We start from the raw sequence: 20695 nt of genomic DNA, 5'->3' as shown, positions 1-20695 counted from the left end.
AGGGGCGTCGCCAAGCGGTAAGGCAGCAGGTTTTGATCCTGCCATGCGTTGGTTCGAATCCAGCCGCCCCTGCCATTTTCCTATACTCATCCAGGTATACCCTCAGCCTTCAGGTACTGCGCGTGTCCAAGATGATGGTCTTTACGGGGAACGCTAACCCCGATCTGGCTCGGCGTGTAGTACGTCAGCTGCATATCCCTCTCGGTGACATTTCTGTCGGTAAGTTCTCCGACGGCGAAATCACTGCCGAGATCAATGAAAACGTTCGCGGTAAAGACGTCTTCATTATTCAGCCGACTTGCGCTCCGACCAACGATAACCTAATGGAACTCGTCGTGATGGCTGATGCCTTCCGCCGCTCCTCGGCTACTCGTATTACTGCTGTTATTCCTTACTTTGGTTATGCCCGTCAGGATCGCCGTCCGCGTTCCGCACGTGTGGCTATCAGCGCGAAAGTCGTCGCCGATATGCTCACCGTGGTCGGCATCGATCGTGTACTCACGGTCGATCTGCATGCTGACCAGATCCAGGGCTTCTTCGATATTCCCGTGGACAACATCTACGGCTCCCCGGTCCTGGTGGATGACATTGAAGATCAGCGCTTCGAAAACCTGATGATCGTGTCCCCGGATATCGGCGGCGTCGTGCGTGCACGGGCTGTTGCCAAATCCCTGGGCGTGGATCTGGGTATCATCGACAAACGCCGTGAGAAGGCCAATCACTCCGAAGTGATGCACATCATCGGCGACGTCGAAGGGCGCACCTGTATTCTGGTCGATGACATGGTCGATACCGCCGGCACCCTGTGCCACGCGGCCAAGGCCCTGAAAGAGCATGGCGCTGCCAAGGTCTTTGCCTACTGCACACACCCTGTGCTGTCGGGTCGAGCGATCGAAAACATTGAAAATTCCGTGCTGGACGAGCTGGTGGTAACCAATACCATCCCGCTGTCCGCTGCAGCACAAGCCTGTGCGCGTATCCGTCAACTGGATATCGCGCCGGTAGTTGCCGAGGCGGTTCGCCGCATCAGCAATGAAGAATCGATCAGTGCGATGTTCCGTTAAGGGCCCTGCCCTTTCCAGGATGTCTCGTTGACGAAAAGCGCCCCGCCCCGGCATCACCTGTCGGGGCGGGGCTTTTTTGCCCATACCGTGCCTGGCGCTGGTCGCAAACGCCACTCGGTCATGGCTATTTTGGAGATACAACATGAACGATTTTACTCTGAATGCTGAAGTGCGTTCCGACCTGGGGAAAGGTGCGAGCCGCCGCCTGCGTCGTCTCGCAAGCCTGGTTCCAGCTGTAGTCTACGGTGGCGACAAAGCCCCTGAGTCCATCAGCATGCTGGCCAAAGAAGTTGCCAAACTGCTCGAAAACGAAGCGGCCTACAGCCACATCATCGAGCTGAACGTTGGTGGCACCAAGCAAAACGTCGTGATCAAAGCCCTGCAGCGTCACCCGGCCAAAGGCCACGTGATGCACGCTGACTTCGTCCGCGTTGTTGCCGGTCAGAAGCTGACTGCTGTTGTTCCAGTGCACTTCATCAACGAAGCTGCTCCGGTCAAGAAAGGCGGCGAGATCTCGCACGTGACTTCCGAGCTGGAAGTTTCCTGCCTGCCGAAAGACCTGCCTGAATTCATCGAAGTCGACCTGGCTGACGCCGAAATCGGCACGATCATTCACCTGTCCGACCTCAAGGCCCCTAAAGGCGTTGAGTTTGTTGCCCTGGCTCACGGTGATGACAAGGCTGTTGCCAACGTCCACGCTCCACGTGTTGCTCCAGAAGCTACTGAAGAAGGCGCTGCAGAGTAATTTCACTCTGTCGCCGGGGTGACCGGAAACATCGCGGACTGGAACGTAGCGAGACAACGGGCAAGAACGCGAAGTTTACTTAACGGTAGATCCGCAATTTTCGTTCGTTGTCGCCATACACCTGACCGCGACATGTTATCCACACTCCAGGAAGGGCCCCTATCGTGACTGCCATCAAACTGATCGTTGGCCTGGGAAATCCAGGCGCTGAATACGAACAGACCCGGCATAACGCAGGGGCCCTTTTTGTTGAGCGCATCGCGCACGCCCAAGGCGTCAGCCTGGCTGCCGATCGCAAATATTTCGGCCTGACCGGGCGCTTCTCGCATCAAGGTCAGGATGTTCGCCTGTTGATTCCCACCACCTACATGAACCGCAGCGGCCAGGCCGTGGCGGCATTGGCCGGTTTCTTTCGCATCAAGCCTGAAGAAATCCTGGTGGCCCACGACGAACTCGATCTACCTCCGGGCGTTGCCAAGCTCAAGCAGGGCGGCGGCCATGGCGGTCACAACGGGTTGCGCGACATCATCGCGCAACTGGGCAATCAGAATACGTTCTACCGCCTGCGGCTCGGCATCGGCCACCCGGGCGTTGCCAGTATGGTTTCAAACTTTGTCCTGGGTCGCGCGCCTCGCGCCGAACAGGAAAAACTCGATGCCAGCATCGATTTTGCCCTCGGCGTGCTGCCGGATATCCTCGCCGGTGAATGGAACCGTGCGATGAAAAACCTGCACAGCCAGAAGGCTTGACACTTATCCGAGGGGAAACACCATGGGATTCAATTGCGGCATCGTCGGCCTGCCTAACGTCGGCAAGTCCACCCTGTTCAACGCCCTGACCAAATCCGGGATCGCGGCCGAGAACTTCCCCTTCTGCACCATCGAGCCGAACAGCGGCATCGTGCCGATGCCCGACCCACGCCTGGAAGCCCTGGCAGCCATCGTCAACCCCAAGCGCATCCTGCCGACCACCATGGAATTCGTCGATATCGCCGGCCTGGTGGCGGGCGCCTCGAAAGGTGAAGGCCTGGGCAACAAATTCCTGGCGAACATCCGCGAAACCGATGCAATCGCCCACGTGGTGCGCTGCTTTGAAGACGAAAACGTGATTCACGTTTCCAACAGCGTCGACCCGAAACGCGACATCGAAATCATCGACCTGGAACTGATTTTTGCCGACCTCGACAGTTGCGAAAAACAACTGCAGAAAGTCGCTCGCAACGCCAAGGGTGGCGACAAGGACGCAGTAGTCCAGAAGGGCCTGCTTGAGCAGTTGATCGCCCACTTCACTGAAGGCAAACCTGCCCGCAGCCTGATGAAGAACATGAGCACCGATGAAAAACTGGTGATCAAGGGCTTCCACCTGCTGACCACAAAGCCGGTCATGTACATCGCCAACGTCGCTGAAGACGGCTTCGAGAACAACCCGCACCTGGACGTGGTCAAGGCCATCGCCGAAGAAGAAGGTGCCATGGTCGTTCCGGTCTGCAACAAGATCGAAGCGGAAATCGCCGAGCTGGACGACGGTGAAGAGAAGGATATGTTCCTCGAGGCCCTGGGCCTGGAAGAGCCTGGCCTGAACCGCGTGATCCGCGCCGGCTACGAAATGCTTCACCTGCAGACCTACTTCACCGCCGGTGTCGAAGAAGTCCGCGCCTGGACCGTTCGTGTTGGCGCGACCGCCCCGCAAGCCGCCGGCGTGATCCACACCGACTTCGAAAAAGGCTTCATCCGCGCCGAAGTCGTCGCCTACTCGGATTTCATCCAGTACAAGGGCGAAGCCGGTGCCAAGGAAGCCGGCAAATGGCGTCTGGAAGGCAAGGAATACATCGTCAAGGATGGCGACGTGATGCACTTCCGCTTTAACGTTTGAAATAAAAAAAACACCGCGTGGCAGCAACTGTCCGCGGTGTTTTTTTATGGGCGTCAACTCAACAAATGCCATTGATCGACGTCTGGCACCACCCCGATCAGGCCTAATTCGGCGTCGGGAGCCGCAGCGGGAGCAAAGACCATGTTGTCTTCGCCAAGGCTTTCCCGCCAGTCCCCAGCCAGCGCAATCTGGAACGCATGGCCTTGCGCGTCCGCTTCCGCATCCTTCAGGTAAGTGCGGTCCAATGCCTCGTTGTAAACCAACTTCAGCGTCGTGTCCGTCCCCTCTCCGAAGCCGGTATAGCCCAGTGCCGATACATCGATCTTGTCGTCAACCGTAAAGCCTTCGATAAGGTCGGCAAAGCTCTGGCTGTCGGTACGGTAGCTGTCTTCGGTGGAGAGATAGCGGAATACGTCGGCGTTTTCCCGATTGTCCGTCCACAACGAAATGTCGGCCCTGTCTCCGCCGTTGAGACGGTCGGCGCCCGCGCCACCGATGATGACGTCTGCTCCGGCGCCGCCGTTGATACGGTCATTGCCGTCCAGGCCACGGATGATCTCTGACAAGGCCGAACCGCTGATCGTATCGCTGGCCGACGTTCCTTCAATGATGGGCGCGCTGAACACCAGATTGGTGCTGTTCAGTTGCCCTACCAGATTGCCGTCCAGGGACAGTTCAAAGCGTTGCCCGGCGGCATCGGCGTCGTAGCTCTTGAGGTAGGTGCGGGTGCCGTCCGCGCTGGACTGGATGGCCAAGGTGCCGTCATGGCCGTCGCCAATCCCGGTGAAGCCCAGGCCAATCAGGTCGATGCGGTCCTGTGAGACATCGAAGTCCCGGACCCGGTCGCTGTTGTTCAGCGCAGCCGTGCGGAAACTGTCGCCCAGTTCGGTAAAGCGGAAGATGTCCGCGCCAGCGCCACCTTGCAGAACGTCACGCCCGCCATTGCCCTGGAGCACATCGTCGCCGGCCAGGCCGTGGATGATTTCGGCGGCAGCGGTCCCCCGCAGGATTTCCTCACCGGCGTACCCATCCACATGGAGCTTGCCATCCTGGCTGCCGAAACTGCTGTCCAGACTGCCATCGGCGTTCAAGCGGATGACACTGAAATCGCCGTTGCTCGTGCCCGCGGCCAGGATCCTGCCATCTGCCTGTACCGTCAATGCCACTGGCGTGTCGGCCTCGAAGGTCACCCTGCCGTTATCGCCAAAGTGGGTGTCGAAGGACCCGTCAGCGTTAAGCCGCGCGATGGTGGCCAAGGTACCGCCCTGAGCGTGGCCCATGACAACGATCTTGCCGTCAGCCTGAATGGTGACCGTCGAGTCTTCGCCAAAACCCATCGCAGCGCTCAAGTGCAGGACACCGTTGTCACCAAAACGGGTGTCCAATTGACCGTCGGGGTTGTAGCGCTGTAATGCGAACGTCGGATCACCCGCCCCGGCGGCATTGTAGGCAGCCCCGACCACGACACCTCCATCGGCCTGCACCGCAGTAGAGATTGCTCCGTTGAAATACGGGTCTTCGGCAATGTTGACGGTCAGCACGCCCTCGTTGCCAAAGCCGTCGACGAAGGTGCCGTCATCGCCGACCTTGGTGATAGTGGCCTGGTCGAACCCACGCGCGCTGACCTGGAAGGTGCCATCCGTGTTGGCCGTCAGGTCGATGTCCTTGAAGTCATGGCTGATGGCGACCGTCACGGCGCCGTTCTGACCAAAGGCTGCATCGCGTGTCCCGTCGCTGTTGAAGCGCTCCACCTGTATGCCGGTGTTCAGCGCGACAGCGACAAGCACCTTGCCATCGGCCTGCACCGCCGTCAGCTCGTAGCGGGACGACGGGGCTATCGTGGCAGGAACAATGTCGACGCCGCCGTCGTGGAAGCCGGTGTCCAGGCTGCCATCCGCGTTCAGGCGGACAACCGAATGGTTCTGTTCGTAGCCGTAGCTTTCCTCGCCTGGCGCGCCGGGGTAACCCCATGCCAGGTATTCGGTATAACCGCCAATCAGTATCTTTCCGTCCGGCTGGATAATGATGCTCTGGTTGTCATCGGAATGGCCGGTGAGGTCGACCTGGACAGTGCCCGGGCCCGTTCTCACGATATGGGAACTGGTTCCCGTGCTATCGGTAGTTGCCATGGTTTAATCCTTTAAATGGGTGCTGGATTCGTCACTCTAGTAAAGCGATCAGGGTTTGCACGCCGCCCGACCATGAGCAAGACCAGTGGTTTTGGTGGCCACTGGCCTTGTCGGAGCTGATCGAGATGATCGCTTTTTTCGGAGATATCAAACGAGCGGCAAGTTCACTTGCGACTGGAGGAAGACGACCAAAGGAGGCTGATCTGGCGTCGGGAAGTGTTGGCAACCGTGTGGAGGGTGATTCGCCTGTGCGGATTATGTGACGGCTCCCTCCCATGGAAGGAGCATTGCGCCCGACTCAGGCCTTTTTGGTCCTCGGCAGGAAAATCGCCAACACCCCAAGCAACGGCAGGAACGAACACAACCAGTACACATATTCGATGCCACGGATGTCTGCCAGATGCCCCAGCAGCGCGGCGCCGATCCCGCCGAAACCGAACATCAGGCCGAAGAACACGCCGGCAATCATCCCGACGTTGCCCGGCACCAGTTCCTGGGCATACACCACGATGGCGGAGAATGCCGAGGCCAGGATGAAGCCGATCACTACGCTGAGGATACTGGTCCACAGCAGATCGACGTGAGGCAGGATCAGCGTGAATGGCGCCACGCCGAGGATCGAGAACCAGATCACCGCCTTGCGTCCGATCCGGTCACCGATCGGTCCGCCAAAAAACGTTCCGGCCGCTACCGCGCCAAGAAACAGGAACAGGTGCAACTGGGATGACGCCACCGACAGGTCGAATTTCTCGATCAGGTAGAAGGTGAAGTAGCTGGTGAAACTGGCCATGTAGAAATACTTGGAAAACACCAGCAACCCCAGCACCACCAAGGCGCTCAAGACCCGCCCCCTGGATAAGCCGTGGGTCGCCGCCTGGCCTTGCTTGAGCTTGAACAGGTTCAGGTGATTGGCGTACCAGCGGCTGATGCGGTACAGCACGAACAAGGCGAACAGCGCGAACAAGCCAAACCAGGCCACGTTGCCCTGTCCGTAGGGAATGATGATCGCCGCCGCCAGCAACGGCCCGAAGGCGGAACCGGCGTTGCCGCCCACCTGGAACGTCGATTGTGCCAGGCCGTAGCGGCCGCCGGAGGCCAGGCGTGCCACGCGCGACGCCTCGGGGTGGAAGGTCGAGGAGCCGATCCCGATCAACCCGGCCGCCAGCAGGATCAAGGCAAAACTGCCGACCATCGACATCATCACGATACCGACCAAGGTGCAGATTGTTCCTGCCGGCAAAAGCCAGGGCTTGGGGTGCCGATCAGTGTGATAACCCACCCACGGCTGCAGCAGCGAGGCCGTGAGCTGGAAGGTCAGCGTGATCAGGCCGACCTGGGTAAACGTCAGGCCGTAGCTTTCCTTGAGCATCGGATAGATTGACGGCAGCACGGCCTGGATCAGGTCATTGATCAGATGGGCAAGCGCCACCGCACCAATGATGCGCATGACCAACGGGCTGCTTTGAGGTGTGGCGGCTGGCGACGTCGTGTCGGCCTGGGTATTGCTGATAGCCATGGGAGTTTCCATACGGCGGATGGGTGCACACGGGCAGGTGCGTCAATGTGCCATTTTTCGGTGCGGCAAGGCTATCCCCTTAGCTTGCTATCTACCTATAAAAAATAGTCGCCGAACAAGGTGATAGCGCAACGCCATGGTCTGAATCTTGCCTTGTTTATGCTCTACGACGCGGCTCCTTACAAAGGGGACCGAGAATGGGAAGTTTCGCTACAGAGCAGGCCCACAGAGCCAGCCTGGACAAACTTTCGAGGCCTTTTAAAAGGGCACCTGTTTCGACAAGCGTGTCGAAACGCACAAAAACAGTGCAAATGGTGTTCAGGGGAGTATGGGCATGCAGGCTTTTTTATCACCGGGCATCCGGTTGCTCGGGCATTTTGGTTTCGCCCGTAAATTCCAATTGTTGTTCCTGTTGTTCATCCTGCCGCTCATGGGCAGCCTGTGGCTGATCGGCCAGGATTACCGGGACAAGCTCAACCTGATTTCGGGGGAACGTGCCGGGGTGCGTCAGTTGCTGGCGCTGGACAACCTGGACAACCTGCTCGCCGCCCAGCGCAATCGCGCGGCGCGCTGGAGAGCGACGGAAACCAACCGCCAACCGACCCCGGCGACACTGGCCGCCATGGCCGCGTTCGATGCCGTGCAACCGGCGCTCAACCAGGCCGCCAACGACCTCGGCGCAACCCTGCAGGCCGAAGGCGCGGAAGCCGACACCCTCGCCCGCTATCAGACATTGCAAACCAGCCTCAACGGCCTGGATTCCAAAAGCCTCGGCACCGTCGGTTGGTGGCCGGACGGCTATGATCGTTTCACCGCGGCCCTCGGCGCGCTGCAAGCGTTGCGTGAACAGATCGTCATGGACAATCGCCTGACGCTCGCCTCCTGGCTGGAAACCTACCTGCTGACCCAGATCTCGACCCAGCAGACACCCGACCTGATCGAACGTGTCGGCCGCCTGGCCAGCGTTGGCCAGGCCTCGGTGGTATCAGGCCAGTTCACTTTGCAGAGCCGCCTGCAACTGCGCGACTTGCGCAGCCGCATCGGCGATGCCCGGGACCAGTTGGTCAAGACCGGTGCGCTGCTGGAAACGCGCCTGCCCAGCGAGCTGCAAACCTGGGCCGGCCAGTTCCAGGGCAGCCTGAAAAACCTCGACGGTGGTTTGAAAATCCTCGATGACGGCGTGTTCGGCGGCGCCATCAATCTCAAGCCGGAAGGCTTCGAGAAACAGATGGATGCCCTCCTCCTTGATCTGGCGACCCTGCGCCAACAATCATTGACCGCTCTGGATAACCGGCTGGAGCACTATCACAGCTCGGCGATCCGTCAATTCACCTTGGTGGCCACCGTGCTGGGCTGCCTGCTGCTGGCCGCGCTGTATCTGTTCATCTGCCTGCAGACCTCGATCCGGCGCAGCGCCAGCGGCATCACCGTGCTGGCCGAAGCCCTGCGTGACGGGAACCTGAGCGTGCAAGTGCCAGTGCAGGGCCGCGACGAACTGGCGGCGATCAGCACCGCTCTCAACGTCGCCGTGGTGCAATTGCGCAACAGCCTGCTGGGCGTCGACCACGAGACCCTGCAACTGAGCGATGCCGTGCGCACCCTCAACACCCATTCCAGCGGAGCCTTGGGCGAGGTCGAGGCACAACAGATACAGATCAGCCAGATCGCCGCTGCCGCTACGCAACTGGCGGCAACGTCCCAAGGCGTCGCGAGAAGTTGTGAACAGGCATCCGACAGCGCCCAACAGACCCGCCAGATCGCCGCCGACAGCAGTCGCGACAGTCAACGCACCACGGCGAGCATCCAGCAACTCAACCAGCGTCTCAACGAAACCGCCGCGGCGCTGGGCCGGGTCAGCGAGCAGGGCCAGCAGATCCAATTGGTGGTCGACACCATTCGTGGCGTGGCCGAGCAGACCAACCTGCTGGCGCTCAACGCTGCCATCGAGGCCGCCCGCGCTGGCGAACAAGGCCGCGGGTTTGCGGTGGTTGCCGATGAAGTGCGCAGCCTGTCGCAGCGCACCCAGTCCTCGACGCAGCAGATTGCCGGCACCGTCGACAGCCTGCGCGCCACGGTGAACGAGGCCGTCAGCCTGATGGAAGCCGCCTGCGGCCAGGCCCAGACCGACGCCCAAGCCGTCACCGGGCTTGGCGAACGACTGGGCGAAATCGCCAGCGCCGTGCAAAGCGTCACCGATACCCTGGCGCAAATCGCCACCGCGGTTGACGAACAGGCCAGCACCGCCGACGAAGTCAGCGGCAATATCCAACAGGTGGATCAGGCCGCCATGCGCTTGCTGGAAGGTGCCCGCGCCGTGAACCTGGCGGCGGACACATTGAGCCAAGGCAGCCAGGCCTTGAGCGCGAACACGGGGAGATTTCAACTCGGCTGACGAGCGCTGGCGGTGGGGATGGATAAGCGGTTGAAAGCGCAGAGAAATATTTTGGATTCACGCTTGACACATCTTCGTTACCAGCGAATAATGCGCGCCACTTGGCTACATAGCTCAGTTGGTTAGAGCATAGCATTCATAATGCTGGGGTCCGGGGTTCAAGTCCCTGTGTAGCCACCAAGTCCTGTTCAAAGATGTTCTCGAATGCCTTTGAACAACAAGAAGCCCGCCTAGTGCGGGCTTTCTTGTTTCTGGCTATCTCCCTCTGTATCCCCATAAATCTTCCCTTCGGGCAATGCCCTGCTCTTCCCAGGGCGCAGTGACCGCACGAAGCCCCGAAGCGATACGGTGCCTCTAAAGACGGGTAGAAGACGGTAACTGCGCCGAGTAGCGTCTTAGGGTGATTCCATGCGGGGCCCGTCAAAGTAGCCTGTGGGGCGCCTCACACCCCTGACAGACCCCAAACGGTAATTCAGCTATCAGTACCACGCTTGATCGAAAAAGCGGAGCGGCGCCATGACGGCACCACCTTGATCGCCAGCCTGTTCGACACTTGAACCAGAATCAGCTCGCCTATGGCGTCGCGCTGGGGACTCTTCCAACTGGGCGGTACAACGTGGACCAGATGAAGTTGCTACCAATGTGCGTAGGCGCTCGAAACACTCAATGAGAACCTCGTATTCGTTCGCGAGGGGATCGCTGAGCTGATCCTTGCCGACAGCCTTGGAAATACTTGATAGCAATAAGCTTTGAGCACGCGCTAGGCCTCCAACCCCGGGTTCGTTATGATCCGTGCTTTCGTTGCAGTGCACGTCTTAAAGACATGTTCTCACTCAACAATGCACGGAGGCTGGCTTGATACCAGAATGGAACGCAGAGGGTGTTCTACCCCCTATCAACGAGGACGACCCAACCGGGTTCGATCGCGCCCCCTATGAGGTCAGTCTTGTGCAGGTCGTCGATAGGTTTGCGACCAGCCTAGAGCGATGTGATATTTTGTTTGGGTACCTCGCTCATCGTGCCGAGCTGCATAAAATGGGCATCAACAAAGGATTTCAGTGGCTGGATGGAAGCTTCACTGAAGACATAGAGATGCTTGAGCATCGACCGCCACGAGATATTGACGTAGTGACATTCACCTCTGCCGATGACACATTCTTCGGCGCCCTTGGCGTTGATGAAATCAACCTTCTGGGCGGTGATCGCGACAAGCTAAAGCAAGATTTCAAGATCGATTTCTATGTACAGTCATTGAGTGATCCAGCTGAATCCCTGGTAGCTATGACAACCTATTGGTACAGCATGTGGTCACATAGACGTACCGGCCAGTGGAAGGGTTTTTTGAAAGTTGACCTTTCCTCTACTCTGGATGTAGATGCGGAAAATTTGCTTGTTGTGCGTCGGCAGGAGCTTGCACATGAACAGATCTGAATACGTCCATAAAGCCGCAGAGCTTGGCTTTCTCGAAAAGCAGGCTGCGACGCCGGGAATTAGCCGGCTTACCCTGATGTCTATTCAGTCAAGAATTGAGCAGGCCCGCACGTTTCTTGGCGAAAATGGCAAGCATGCATATCGACCAGCGAAGGTAAGGCTGACCTACCGAGGCGTTCCTGTTTGGGGGACGCACGGAGTTCTTGCTGAGTTTGGCGCTACAGCCACCAAGGCTTTCAGCGTTGCGATAACTGCGATTGCCGCTTCGGTTTCTGGATCGCTCGCAGACAAGGGTCCAATTCCAAATAGATCAAACAACCAGCTCTTAATCACAGGGCCTGCTCGCGGGTCCTTTGGGTTCGAGCTTGAAGAAATACCAGCCGACAGACAACTTGATATCGAGGGGACTACGCCGGTATCACAAGCTATTGATATTCTCACCGAACTGCTTGAAGCAACCACCAAGAGCGATGAGGAGTTATCTGAACCAGTTTCGCGGTTGGCCGACAGAGCTATAGCAGCCGTCTCTGATTTTTTGAATGAACTATCTGAAAATGATGCGTCGTGCGCCCTTACAACAAACACTCGAAGATTTCAGTTTTCTGACGTTGAGCAGGTTAGGCGCAGCAAGGCAAGACTTAGCCGCGACAATATCAAGGAGGACGACGAGACTTTTACCGGGTCGTTTGTCGGTGTTTTGCCTGATAAAAGGGTCTTTGAATTCAAGACCGTTGGCGGAGAGGTAATTTACGGACGAATTCCCGGCGAAATAAGCAGCCCAAATGACATCAACAGCCATCTCTACACCCAGTTTACAATTCAGGTTACCGCCAGGAGGATTGGTGCAAGCAATCCGAGGTACAGGCTCAAAGCGCTGCCTTGGGCACAATCGTAGAATCAAAGCCCGGCCTAGAGCCGGGCTTCTTATTTCTGACCTTTGCCACCTTTTCACATGGTCGCATATGGTTATCCGCAGCGGCCTAAGAAGCGGGACGAGTATCAACGAAAGAGCAGCCAGAATCTTTGACCATCGTTGACGGGACCTTGACGCGGGCTTTCTTGTTTCTGGCTGTATCTCCTTCTCCCCTCCTTCGTATATCCCTCCAGGTTGCAGTGCGGTTATGCAGTCTCCTGGAAATCCATCTCCGGTGGCTGGCGCTGGAAGCCGCCAGTCAGCACCGCCAGGTACACCACGCCGATCGCCAGCCAACTCAGGCCCAGATAGATCGCCAGGTGATCGAGGCTGACCATCAGCCAGACATCCGCTGCCAGCCCTATGAACGGGAACAGCAGGAACAATACGAATTCACGCAGGCCCTTCTTCTCTGCGCCGATCCAGTAGTGAAAGATCACTGACAGGTTCACCAGGCTGAACGCCAGGAACGCGCCGAAGTTGATGAACGAGGTGGAGGTGGTGACGTCCAGTTTCAGCGCCAGCAACGCGACCACGGCGCACAACAGGATGCTGTTGATTGGCGTCCCGAAGCGCTCATGCAAGGTACCGAAGAAGGATTTTGGCAGCACACCGTCACGGCCCATGGCGAACAGCAGCCGCGAGCCGCTGGCCTGAGCCGACAGACCCGACGCGAACTGGCCAACGATCAGGCCGATCAGAAAAATCGACACAAACAGGTCGCCACCGATATTGCGGGCAATTTCATAGGCCGCCGCATCGACGCTGTCGAACTGGAACGACGGATGCGCGACCTGCACGAAATACGACACGCTGACGAAGATCAATCCGCCGATCAGGGTGATCAGCATGATCGCGCGCGGAATGGTCCGGCGTGGGTCGCGGGTTTCTTCGGTCAAGGTGCTGACCGCGTCGAACCCGAGGAATGAATAACAGGCGATGGCTGCACCGCTCATGATCAGCGGCATCTGCATGTCACCGTTGAAGAACGGCTTGACCGACCACAACGGTGTGCTCCCGTCACCACCGATGTAATGAACGCATAGCGCAACGAAGGCGATCAGTACCAGGAACTGCACCAGCATCAATAAGGCGTTGATACCGTTGGCCAGTTTCAGACCGACGATATTGATCGCACTGGTTATGCCGATGAACAGCAGCACCCAGATCCACTGCGGCACCGCCGGGAATGCGGAATGGAGGTAGGCCGCGCCGATCAGCCAGATCGCCATGGGCAGGAACAGATAATCGAGCAGCACCGCCCAACCGGCGATGAACCCGAGTTTCGGGCTGATCGCCTTGCGCACGTAGCTGTAGGCCGAACCGGCGACGGGAAACGCCGCGGCCATGCGGCCGTAGCTCATCGCGGTGAAAAACATCGCCACCAATGCCGCGAGATAAGCGGCGGGGACCATGCCGGCGGTGGATTGAGCGAGGATGCCGAAGGTGCCGAGGACAATGATCGGTGTCATATAAGCGATGCCGAACAGCACCACCGCCCCCAATGACAGGGTGCGTTGTAAACGAGCCATGAGCGACTACTCCGAATTATTGGATTTATGGCAGAGCCGAGTTCGGCGCAAGTTTTCGGGTGTTACGTTGTTGTTCTGGTTTTTCTTCAGCAAAGAGATGTTGCTGCTCAGGGCCTCTTCGCGGGCGGGCCCGCTCCCACAGTTGAACTCTGGCGTTCACACATCCAGTGTGGGAGCGGGCCTGCCCACGAATGCGTCAGCCCTACCCACACAGGATCAGGATCAACGCGCAGGAATCAGCAGCTCGCGCAACCCACAGGCATGCTCGACAATTTCCCCCGGCAACTTCAGGCGCTGATCATCCAGATACCGATAATCATGCCGCGCCGCCGTCAGTTGGTTCAGGTCCAGCTCCACCGCAAACTGCCCTTCCTCCCGCCCGGCCTCGAACAACAATTTGCCCAGCGGGTCCACCAACGCACTGCCGCCTGCAAACACCAACCCGCCGTCGCCCTCTTCCACCCGGTTGACCATCAGCGCAAACGCCTGGTTTTCCTGGGCGCGGGCCATGATCGCGGTGCGGTGGGTCGGGCCGTAGGGATCCATGTTGCCGTTGGTGACGATCAGCAGTTCGGTCCCCAGTTGCCCCAGGGCCCGGGCGGTTTCCGGGAATTCGATGTCGTAGCAGATCAGCAGGCCGACCCGCACACCCTTCCATTCACACGTGGCGTAACGGTCGCCGGCCTCGAACACCCCGCGATCCGACGCCCACAGGTGTGTCTTGCGATATTTCAGCGCAATGCCTTGTGGCGTGATCAGCAGCGTGGTGTTGTAAAAGCGGCCGCGGTCGTTCTCGGCCACGCCGATCACCACGGCAACGTCATGTTCCCGAGCCGCAGCGAGCACCGCGCTGACGGTCGGTCCGTCCAGCGGTTCGGCGGTTTCTGCCACCGTCTCAAGCGACGGAAAACCCATCAGGTGGGTTTCGGGGAACACGATCATCTGCGTATCGGCGGCACACGCGGCAATCGCCTTGAGCGCGCGTTCGAGGTTGTAAGCCGTGGCGTTATCACGGCCCGCCAACTGGGCGAGTTCAACTTTCATGGGTATTCCTTGTTCTTGATCGGCGGGTAGAAAGATTGCCCGCTCGGTGTCTGTGCGCCAGTATGCGCAGCAAGCCCGCGGCCGGGAAATCACGCCGCTGGGGTAACCCGATAGGGGTAGAGGCATGACACTTTCGCTGGATGACATCGCGTGGCACCGCTCGGTCGGGCAACTGATCGACGCCTTGGACAAGCCCAATTTCTGGACGCAGCTGGTACGGCTGCTGGATCAGTACGTCCCCTTCGACAGTTGGGTGGCGCTGCTTTTCAGTGCCGATCAGCGCCCACAAGTGTTCGCCGAATGCCCGGCCGCGGACGGCAGTCCCGATCAGTTGTTCCAGGATTACCTGCGCGGTTTGTATCTGCTCGATCCGTTCTACATTGCCTGTCGCGAGCAGTCGCGCACCGGGCTGTATCGCCTCTCGGAAGTCGCACCGGAACATTTCGAGCTGACCGAGTATTACCAACGCTACTTTCGGCTGAATGTGGTATCCGATGAAATCCAGTTCAATTGCCAGCTCGAAGGCGACCGCACGCTGTGCCTGTCGTTGGGCAGCAAGCAGCGCTTCAGTGGCGAGCAGATTGCGCTGCTGTCACTGATCCAGCCCTGGGTACTCGGCCTGTTGCGCCAGCGTCTGCCTTATGAAATCAATGAGGTCGTGGCCCTCGCGCCAGCACCGTCGCAAGTCGACTGGCGAGTGCAGCTGGAAGCGTCAGTGCAGCAGCTCAAAGGCGCGCAATTGACGGCGCGGGAGCTGGATGTCGGGCGCTTGATGCTCAGTGGCTGCTCCAGCAAGGAAGTCGCCCGCAAGCTGGAAATTTCTGTCGAGACCGTGAAAGTCCATAAGAAGCACATGTACAGCAAACTGGGGATCAAGTCCCAGTCCGAGCTGTTTTCGATTTTTCTCCAGGCGCAGAATGCCTGACGTGTCTATCGGAGCGACGCTGAAAAGCGCTTATTGAAAGAAGCACGCCCTTGCTGATTTGCGCCCCACGTCCCGCATCGCTACAGTCGGCCTCAATATCCCTGGCCCATGGATGGAGCGACACGTGCTTTCAGACCTCAAACCGAATCTTCATCGCCTGTCAGCCGTTTCGCTGCTGGCCGTCGCCCTGACACTTGTTGCCTGTAAGACGCCGCCCGCCTCCACGACTGCCCCGCCATTGCCCACCGCTCCGGAAATCGCTTCCGGCTACCGCACCGACCTGCAGACTCGCCACGCCGACCGGCACATGGCCGCTGCGGCCAATCCTTTGGCGGCCGAGGCCGGGCGGGAAATGCTCCGGCGTGGAGGCTCGGCCATCGACGCGGCGATTGCGATGCAGGCAGTGCTGACGCTGGTGGAACCGCAGTCTTCCGGCATCGGCGGTGGCGCGTTCATTGTGCTGTGGGACGGCAAGGCGGTGCGCACCTACGACGGTCGCGAAACGGCACCGGCCGGCGCCAGCGAAAAACTCTTCATCCAGGCCGACGGCAAACCCATGCCGTTTGCCGCCGCGCAGATCGGCGGCCGTTCGGTAGGCACGCCTGGCGTGTTGCGCGCGCTGGAACTGGCTCATCGCAAACACGGTCGCCTGGAATGGGCGACGCTGTTCGAGCCGGCCATCAAACTGGCGGAACAGGGCTTCAGGATTTCCCCCCGGCTGCACTCGATGATCGCCGCCGATACAGCCTTGCCCAGCTCGCCCGAGATGGCCGCCTATTTCCTCAACGCCGATGGCAGCCCGAAAGCGGTGGGCACGCTGCTGAAAAATCCTGCCTTGGCCGGCGTACTTTCGCGTATTGCCCACGAAGGTCCCAGCGCTTTGTATGAGGGGCCGGTGGCTGCGGAGATCGTCGCCAAAGTGCAAGGCCATGGCAATCCCGGCAGCCTTTCGCTGAGCGACCTCAAGGGTTACGCCGCCCGGGAACGCGCGCCGCTGTGCACCGACTACAAGCGCTGGCAAGTCTGTGGCATGGCGCCACCGTCGTCCGGCGGGATCGCCGTGGCGCAGATCCTCGGGACATTGCAGGCCCTGGAACATCGCGACAGCCGCTCGGCCCTCGCGCCGTTGAAACCGCTACCGTCAGACAAGCCCGCGGGTCTCGAGCCGGCGCCGCAAGCGGTGCACCTGATTTCCGAGGCTGAACGCCTGGCCTACGCCGACCGCGCCCAGTATGTCGCCGATGCGGACTTTGTCCCGGTGCCGCTCAAGGGCCTGGTCGATCCGGCTTATCTGGCCAGTCGCGCGAGCCTGATCGGCCCACGCAGCATGGGTATCGCCAAGCCCGGCACACCGCCGGGTATCCAGGTGGCCTACGCACCGGACCGCTCGCCCCTGCGCATTTCCACGTCGCAAGTGGTGGCGGTGGATGACCAGGGCGGCGCCGTGTCGATGACCACCACGGTGGAGTCGGCTTTCGGTTCGCACTTGATGGTGCAGGGCTTCATGCTCAACAACCAGATGACCGATTTCTCGTTCATACCCGAAGAGAACGGACAGAAAGTCGCCAACCGCGTCGAACCCGGCAAACGCCCGCGATCGTCCATGGCGCCAACGCTGATTTTCGATCGCCAGAGTGGCGAATTCCTCGCCGCGATTGGTTCGCCGGGCGGATCGCAGATCATCGAATACGTCGCCAAGTCGGTGATCGGCCTGCTGGACTGGAACCTGGACCCGCAAGCCGCCATCAACCTGCCCAACTTCGGCAGCCGCAACGCCGCCACCGAACTGGAGCAGGGCCAGTTCAGCCCGACGCTGATCCAGGCGCTGAAAGACCAGGGCCACACGGTGAGCGAGATCGACATGACCAGCGGCACCCAGGCCATCGTTCGGGTGCGCGATGCGCAAGGCAAGGCTTCACTGGCTGGCGGGGCGGATCCGCGGCGTGAGGGAGAGGCGCTGGGGGATTGAGCGCGCGGGGATCAGGTGAGGTCCGCTTGCTTTGATGGTGGATGGGTTGACGCCTTCGCGAGCAGGCTCGCTCCCACAATGGATCTGCGTGATACCTGTGACAACCCCGATCAACTGTGGGAGCGAGCCTGCTCGCTAAGGCGGCTCACTCAACAAGTTCTCAAGTCGACAGCTGATTGGCGAACTGGCTCACCGCATCGACCACCTTTTTCGCCCCGTCCTGGATCTCGACGATGACCGTTCCCGCCTCGGCTGCCAGGGCCAGGCCCTGTTCGGCCTGATGTTGACCATCGGTCATCAGCGCCACGGCATTGCGGGCCATGTCCTGGTTCTGGCGGACCACGCCAATGATCTCGTCGGTCGCCTGGCTGGTTCGCGAAGCCAGTTGCCGGACCTCATCGGCGACCACTGCGAAACCCCGTCCCTGCTCACCGGCCCGAGCAGCCTCGATGGCCGCGTTGAGCGCCAGCAGGTTGGTCTGTTCGGCGATGCCGCTGATGGTCTTGACGATGGTCCCGATGACCAGGGACTGCTCGTTCAGGGCCTCGATACCTTGACCGGCGGTTTGCATGTGTCGGGCCAGGTCACGCATCACGTCCACCGCCTGGGTCACGACGGTGGTTCCGCGCTGGGCGCTGTTATCGGTCTGCAATGACGTGCTGTAGGCGATGCTGGCGGCTTCGGCGACGGCTTTTTCCTGGTTGACCTGATCGGTGATATTGGTCGCGAACTTGACCACTTTGTAAAGGCGCTCGTTGGCGTCGAGTACCGGATTATAGGAAGCCTCCAGCCACACCTCACGGCCATTGCTGTCGAGGCGCTTGAAGCGGCCGGCGACAAATTCCCCGTTGTTCAGGCGTTTCCAGAAGTTCTGGTAGGCCGCGCTGTTGTACTCCTCGGGTTCGCAAAACGTGCGGTGGTGCTTGCCCTTGATCTGCGCAAGGCTGTAGCCCATGGCATTGAGAAAACGATCATTCGCTGTCAGGACGTGGCCGCCCAGGTCGAACTCGATCACCGCTGTCGAACGCACCAGGGCGCCGATCAGGTTTTCATGCTCGCGGGAATTTTCGATGGTACGGGTCAGGTCACTGGAATACATCGAGAAATAGCGGATTCGCCCATTGGCATCCCGTACCGGCTGGAGGATCGAGCGTAGCCAGGCCTCGTCGCCGTTGCCCCGTGCCAGGCGAACGGCACCGGAGAAGTGCTCACCGCGGGTCAGCGCAGTCTTGAAGCGAATCTGGAATTCGTTGGACCTCAGGTAGGCCGGCACCAGGTCCTCGACAGCGCGGCCAATAAGGTCCTGGCTCTTGTAATGCATCTCGTCGAGAAAGTTCTGATTGACCGATTGCACCCGCCCCTCGGCGTCGAGGGTCAGCGCCAACATCTCTCGGTCCAGGCTTTCCTTGACTTGCATGATGCTCGAGAGTTCTTGGCGAAGAGCCAGCAGCTCCTGCTTGAGGCGGGTGTTGAACATGGGCATGCTCCGGCAGGCAGAGAATCTGTTGTGTTCCCATGCCATCGGCTTGGCGATTTGTTTCTGAAGAGTGCCGCTGGTCGGCCTGAAAAATAATCCAGTGGCGCTCGAACGCCGGTCCGGCTTCCACGGTCATTGGAATGTTCCACCGTTGGCGTCCGACCGCTGATGCTTCGTCGCACCAGATACCCATAACCATAAAAACCGAGGTGATTGCCGTGACCACTGACATTGAAGACAGCCGCTCCGCCCGCTTCGCATTGCGCTGCTCCAGTTTCGCCGAGCGCTGGTTTCCCGACTCCTGGGTCTTCGCCGCGCTGGCGGTGCTGGTGGTCGCAATCGCCACGCAGTTCATCGGCGCTACGCCCACGGCAGCGGCGATGGCGTTTGGCGATGGCTTCTGGAGCCTGATTCCGTTCACGATGCAAATGGCCTTCGTGGTGATTGGCGGTTACGTGGTCGCCAGTTCGCCGCCCGCCGTCAAGCTGATCGATCGCCTGGCACGGATTCCAAAAAACGGCCGCAGCGCGGTGGCCTGGGTGGCCTTGATTTCCATGGTCGCGTCGCTGCTCAACTGGGGCCTGTCGCTGGTGTTCGGCGGCCTGCTGGTGCGGGCACTCGCCCGGCGCAGCGACTTGAAAATGGATTATCGCGCCGCCGGTGCCGCCGCCTATCTGGGCCTGGGCGCGGTGTGGGCGCTGGGATTGTCTTCATCGGCCGCGCAACTGCAGGCCAACCCGGCCAGCCTGCCGCCATCGATCCTGTCCATCACGGGCGTCATTCCGTTCACCCAGACCATTTTCCTCTGGCAGTCCGGGGTGATGTTGCTGGCGCTGATCGTGATTTCGCTGATCGTCGCCTACGCCACCGCTCCAGGGCCCAACAGCGCTCGTGACGCCGCCGCCTGCGGGATCGATCCGAGTTTCAGCATGCCGGCATTGCAGCCTCGCACCCGTCCGGGAGAATGGCTGGAACACAGCCCGCTGTTGACCATCGCCCTGGTGCTGCTGGCTGCCGGCTGGCTGTTCCATGAGTTTTCCACCAAGCCTGCGATCAGTGCCATTTCCGGGCTGAACACCTACAACTTCCTGTTCATCATGCTCGGCGCATTGCTGCACTGGCGCCCGCGCAGCTTTCTCGACGCCGTGGCCCGCGCGGTGCCGACCACCACCGGGGTGTTGATCCAGTTTCCGCTGTACGGTTCGATCGCCGCGCTGCTGACCACGGTCAAGGGCAGCGACGCGCAGACGCTGGCCCACCATATCTCGACCTTTTTCGTACAGATCGCGTCGCATGACACCTACGCCTTGTTGATGGGCGTCTATTCGGCGGTGCTGGGCTTCTTCATTCCCTCGGGCGGGGGCAAGTGGATCATCGAAGCGCCCTACGTCATGCAGGTGGCCAATGACCTGAACTATCACCTTGGCTGGGCGGTGCAGATCTATAACGCCGCCGAGGCGCTGCCGAACCTGATCAATCCGTTCTACATGCTGCCGCTGCTGGGCGTCCTGGGGCTGAAGGCCAGGGATCTGATCGGTTTTTCCTTTGTGCAACTGCTGGTGCACACCCCTCTGGTGCTGGTACTGCTCTGGGCCTTGGGGACCACGCTGACCTATTTGCCGCCAGTGATGCCATAAAGCCATAAAAAAGGGCCGATATTTACATCGGCCCACTTCTTCTTCGGCT

At 59.8% G+C, this 20695-nt stretch carries 14 protein-coding genes, 2 tRNA genes and 2 pseudogenes; 12 read left to right on the top strand and 6 right to left on the bottom strand.

Going from position 1 to position 20695, the window contains the following annotated elements; genetic code table 11:
- The 5 genes from J3P96_RS04870 (at window position 1) to ychF (ending at window position 3681) form a co-directional block, all read left to right on the top strand.
- Window positions 1-75 (top strand) — tRNA-Gln (locus J3P96_RS04870).
- 47 nt (window positions 76-122) lie between these two features.
- Window positions 123-1064, top strand: a complete 942-nt coding sequence (locus J3P96_RS04865) for a ribose-phosphate pyrophosphokinase (RefSeq protein WP_003171603.1) — start codon at window positions 123-125, stop codon at window positions 1062-1064.
- 142 nt (window positions 1065-1206) lie between these two features.
- The gene (locus J3P96_RS04860; RefSeq protein ID WP_186612429.1) at window positions 1207-1809 is read left to right on the top strand and encodes a 50S ribosomal protein L25/general stress protein Ctc; all 603 of its coding nucleotides are present in this window, start codon (window positions 1207-1209) and stop codon (window positions 1807-1809) included.
- A gap of 164 nt (window positions 1810-1973) precedes the next feature.
- Complete coding sequence (gene pth / locus J3P96_RS04855; RefSeq protein WP_047735973.1) at window positions 1974-2558, top strand: aminoacyl-tRNA hydrolase; 585 nt, start codon at window positions 1974-1976, stop codon at window positions 2556-2558.
- Between the two features lie 22 nt (window positions 2559-2580).
- A complete protein-coding gene (gene ychF / locus J3P96_RS04850) occupies window positions 2581-3681 on the top strand; it encodes a redox-regulated ATPase YchF (RefSeq protein WP_434655700.1) in 1101 nt (366 codons plus the stop codon).
- Window positions 3682-3734: 53 nt separating this feature from the next.
- On the opposite strand, the gene J3P96_RS04845 is transcribed toward ychF, so the two are convergent.
- Together J3P96_RS04845 and J3P96_RS04840 are read right to left on the bottom strand one after the other, a co-directional pair.
- Complete coding sequence (locus J3P96_RS04845; protein WP_434655697.1) at window positions 3735-5810, bottom strand: calcium-binding protein; 2076 nt, start codon at window positions 5808-5810, stop codon at window positions 3735-3737.
- 298 nt (window positions 5811-6108) lie between these two features.
- Entirely contained in the window at window positions 6109-7326 is a 1218-nt protein-coding gene (locus J3P96_RS04840) for an MFS transporter (protein WP_434571834.1), read from the bottom strand.
- Window positions 7327-7660: 334 nt separating this feature from the next.
- Between J3P96_RS04840 and J3P96_RS04835 the strand changes: the two genes are divergently transcribed.
- From J3P96_RS04835 to J3P96_RS04820, 4 genes are all read left to right on the top strand, one after another.
- Entirely contained in the window at window positions 7661-9718 is a 2058-nt protein-coding gene (locus J3P96_RS04835; protein ID WP_434655694.1) for a methyl-accepting chemotaxis protein, read from the top strand.
- A 103-nt stretch (window positions 9719-9821) separates the two neighbouring features.
- Window positions 9822-9898, top strand: a tRNA-Met gene (locus tag J3P96_RS04830).
- A 675-nt stretch (window positions 9899-10573) separates the two neighbouring features.
- Window positions 10574-11149 (top strand): DUF6932 family protein, encoded by a 576-nt coding sequence (locus J3P96_RS04825; protein WP_434655691.1) that lies wholly within the window; start codon window positions 10574-10576, stop codon window positions 11147-11149.
- On the top strand, window positions 11136-12044 hold the full coding sequence (locus J3P96_RS04820) for a hypothetical protein (protein WP_434655688.1): 909 nt from the start codon (window positions 11136-11138) through the stop codon (window positions 12042-12044). The genes J3P96_RS04825 and J3P96_RS04820 overlap by 14 nt, the downstream gene beginning before the upstream one ends.
- 224 nt (window positions 12045-12268) lie before the next feature.
- Here J3P96_RS04820 and J3P96_RS04815 read toward each other — a convergent pair whose 3' ends face one another.
- Window positions 12269-13594: an APC family permease gene (locus tag J3P96_RS04815; protein WP_434655685.1), complete on the bottom strand. Its 1326-nt coding sequence runs from the start codon at window positions 13592-13594 to the stop codon at window positions 12269-12271.
- Between the two features lie 222 nt (window positions 13595-13816).
- On the bottom strand, window positions 13817-14638 hold the full coding sequence (locus tag J3P96_RS04810) for a carbon-nitrogen hydrolase family protein (protein WP_434655682.1): 822 nt from the start codon (window positions 14636-14638) through the stop codon (window positions 13817-13819).
- Window positions 14639-14762: 124 nt separating this feature from the next.
- Here J3P96_RS04810 and J3P96_RS04805 point away from each other — a divergent pair, with 124 nt between their 5' ends.
- Window positions 14763-15563: a response regulator transcription factor gene (locus J3P96_RS04805; RefSeq protein ID WP_434655680.1), complete on the top strand. Its 801-nt coding sequence runs from the start codon at window positions 14763-14765 to the stop codon at window positions 15561-15563.
- A 124-nt stretch (window positions 15564-15687) separates the two neighbouring features.
- A complete protein-coding gene (ggt, locus tag J3P96_RS04800) occupies window positions 15688-17532 on the top strand; it encodes a gamma-glutamyltransferase (protein WP_434655678.1) in 1845 nt (614 codons plus the stop codon).
- Between the two features lie 160 nt (window positions 17533-17692).
- On the opposite strand, the pseudogene J3P96_RS04795 reads toward ggt, so the two are convergent.
- Window positions 17693-18124 (bottom strand): annotated as a pseudogene (locus J3P96_RS04795) (methyl-accepting chemotaxis protein); the annotation flags it as partial.
- A gap of 156 nt (window positions 18125-18280) precedes the next feature.
- Window positions 18281-18853: pseudogene (locus J3P96_RS04790) on the bottom strand (PAS domain-containing protein); the annotation flags it as partial.
- 374 nt (window positions 18854-19227) lie between these two features.
- On the opposite strand from J3P96_RS04790, the gene J3P96_RS04785 reads away from it, so the two are divergent.
- Entirely contained in the window at window positions 19228-20646 is a 1419-nt protein-coding gene (locus tag J3P96_RS04785; RefSeq protein ID WP_434601839.1) for a short-chain fatty acid transporter, read from the top strand.
- The last annotated feature ends 49 nt before the right edge of the window (window positions 20647-20695 follow it).

This window comes from Pseudomonas sp. R3-56 (assembly GCF_051132075.1).
GTDB lineage: Bacteria > Pseudomonadota > Gammaproteobacteria > Pseudomonadales > Pseudomonadaceae > Aquipseudomonas.
The sequence above is the reverse complement of the archived record's forward strand: the minus strand, read 5'-3'. Positions and strand labels throughout refer to the sequence as shown.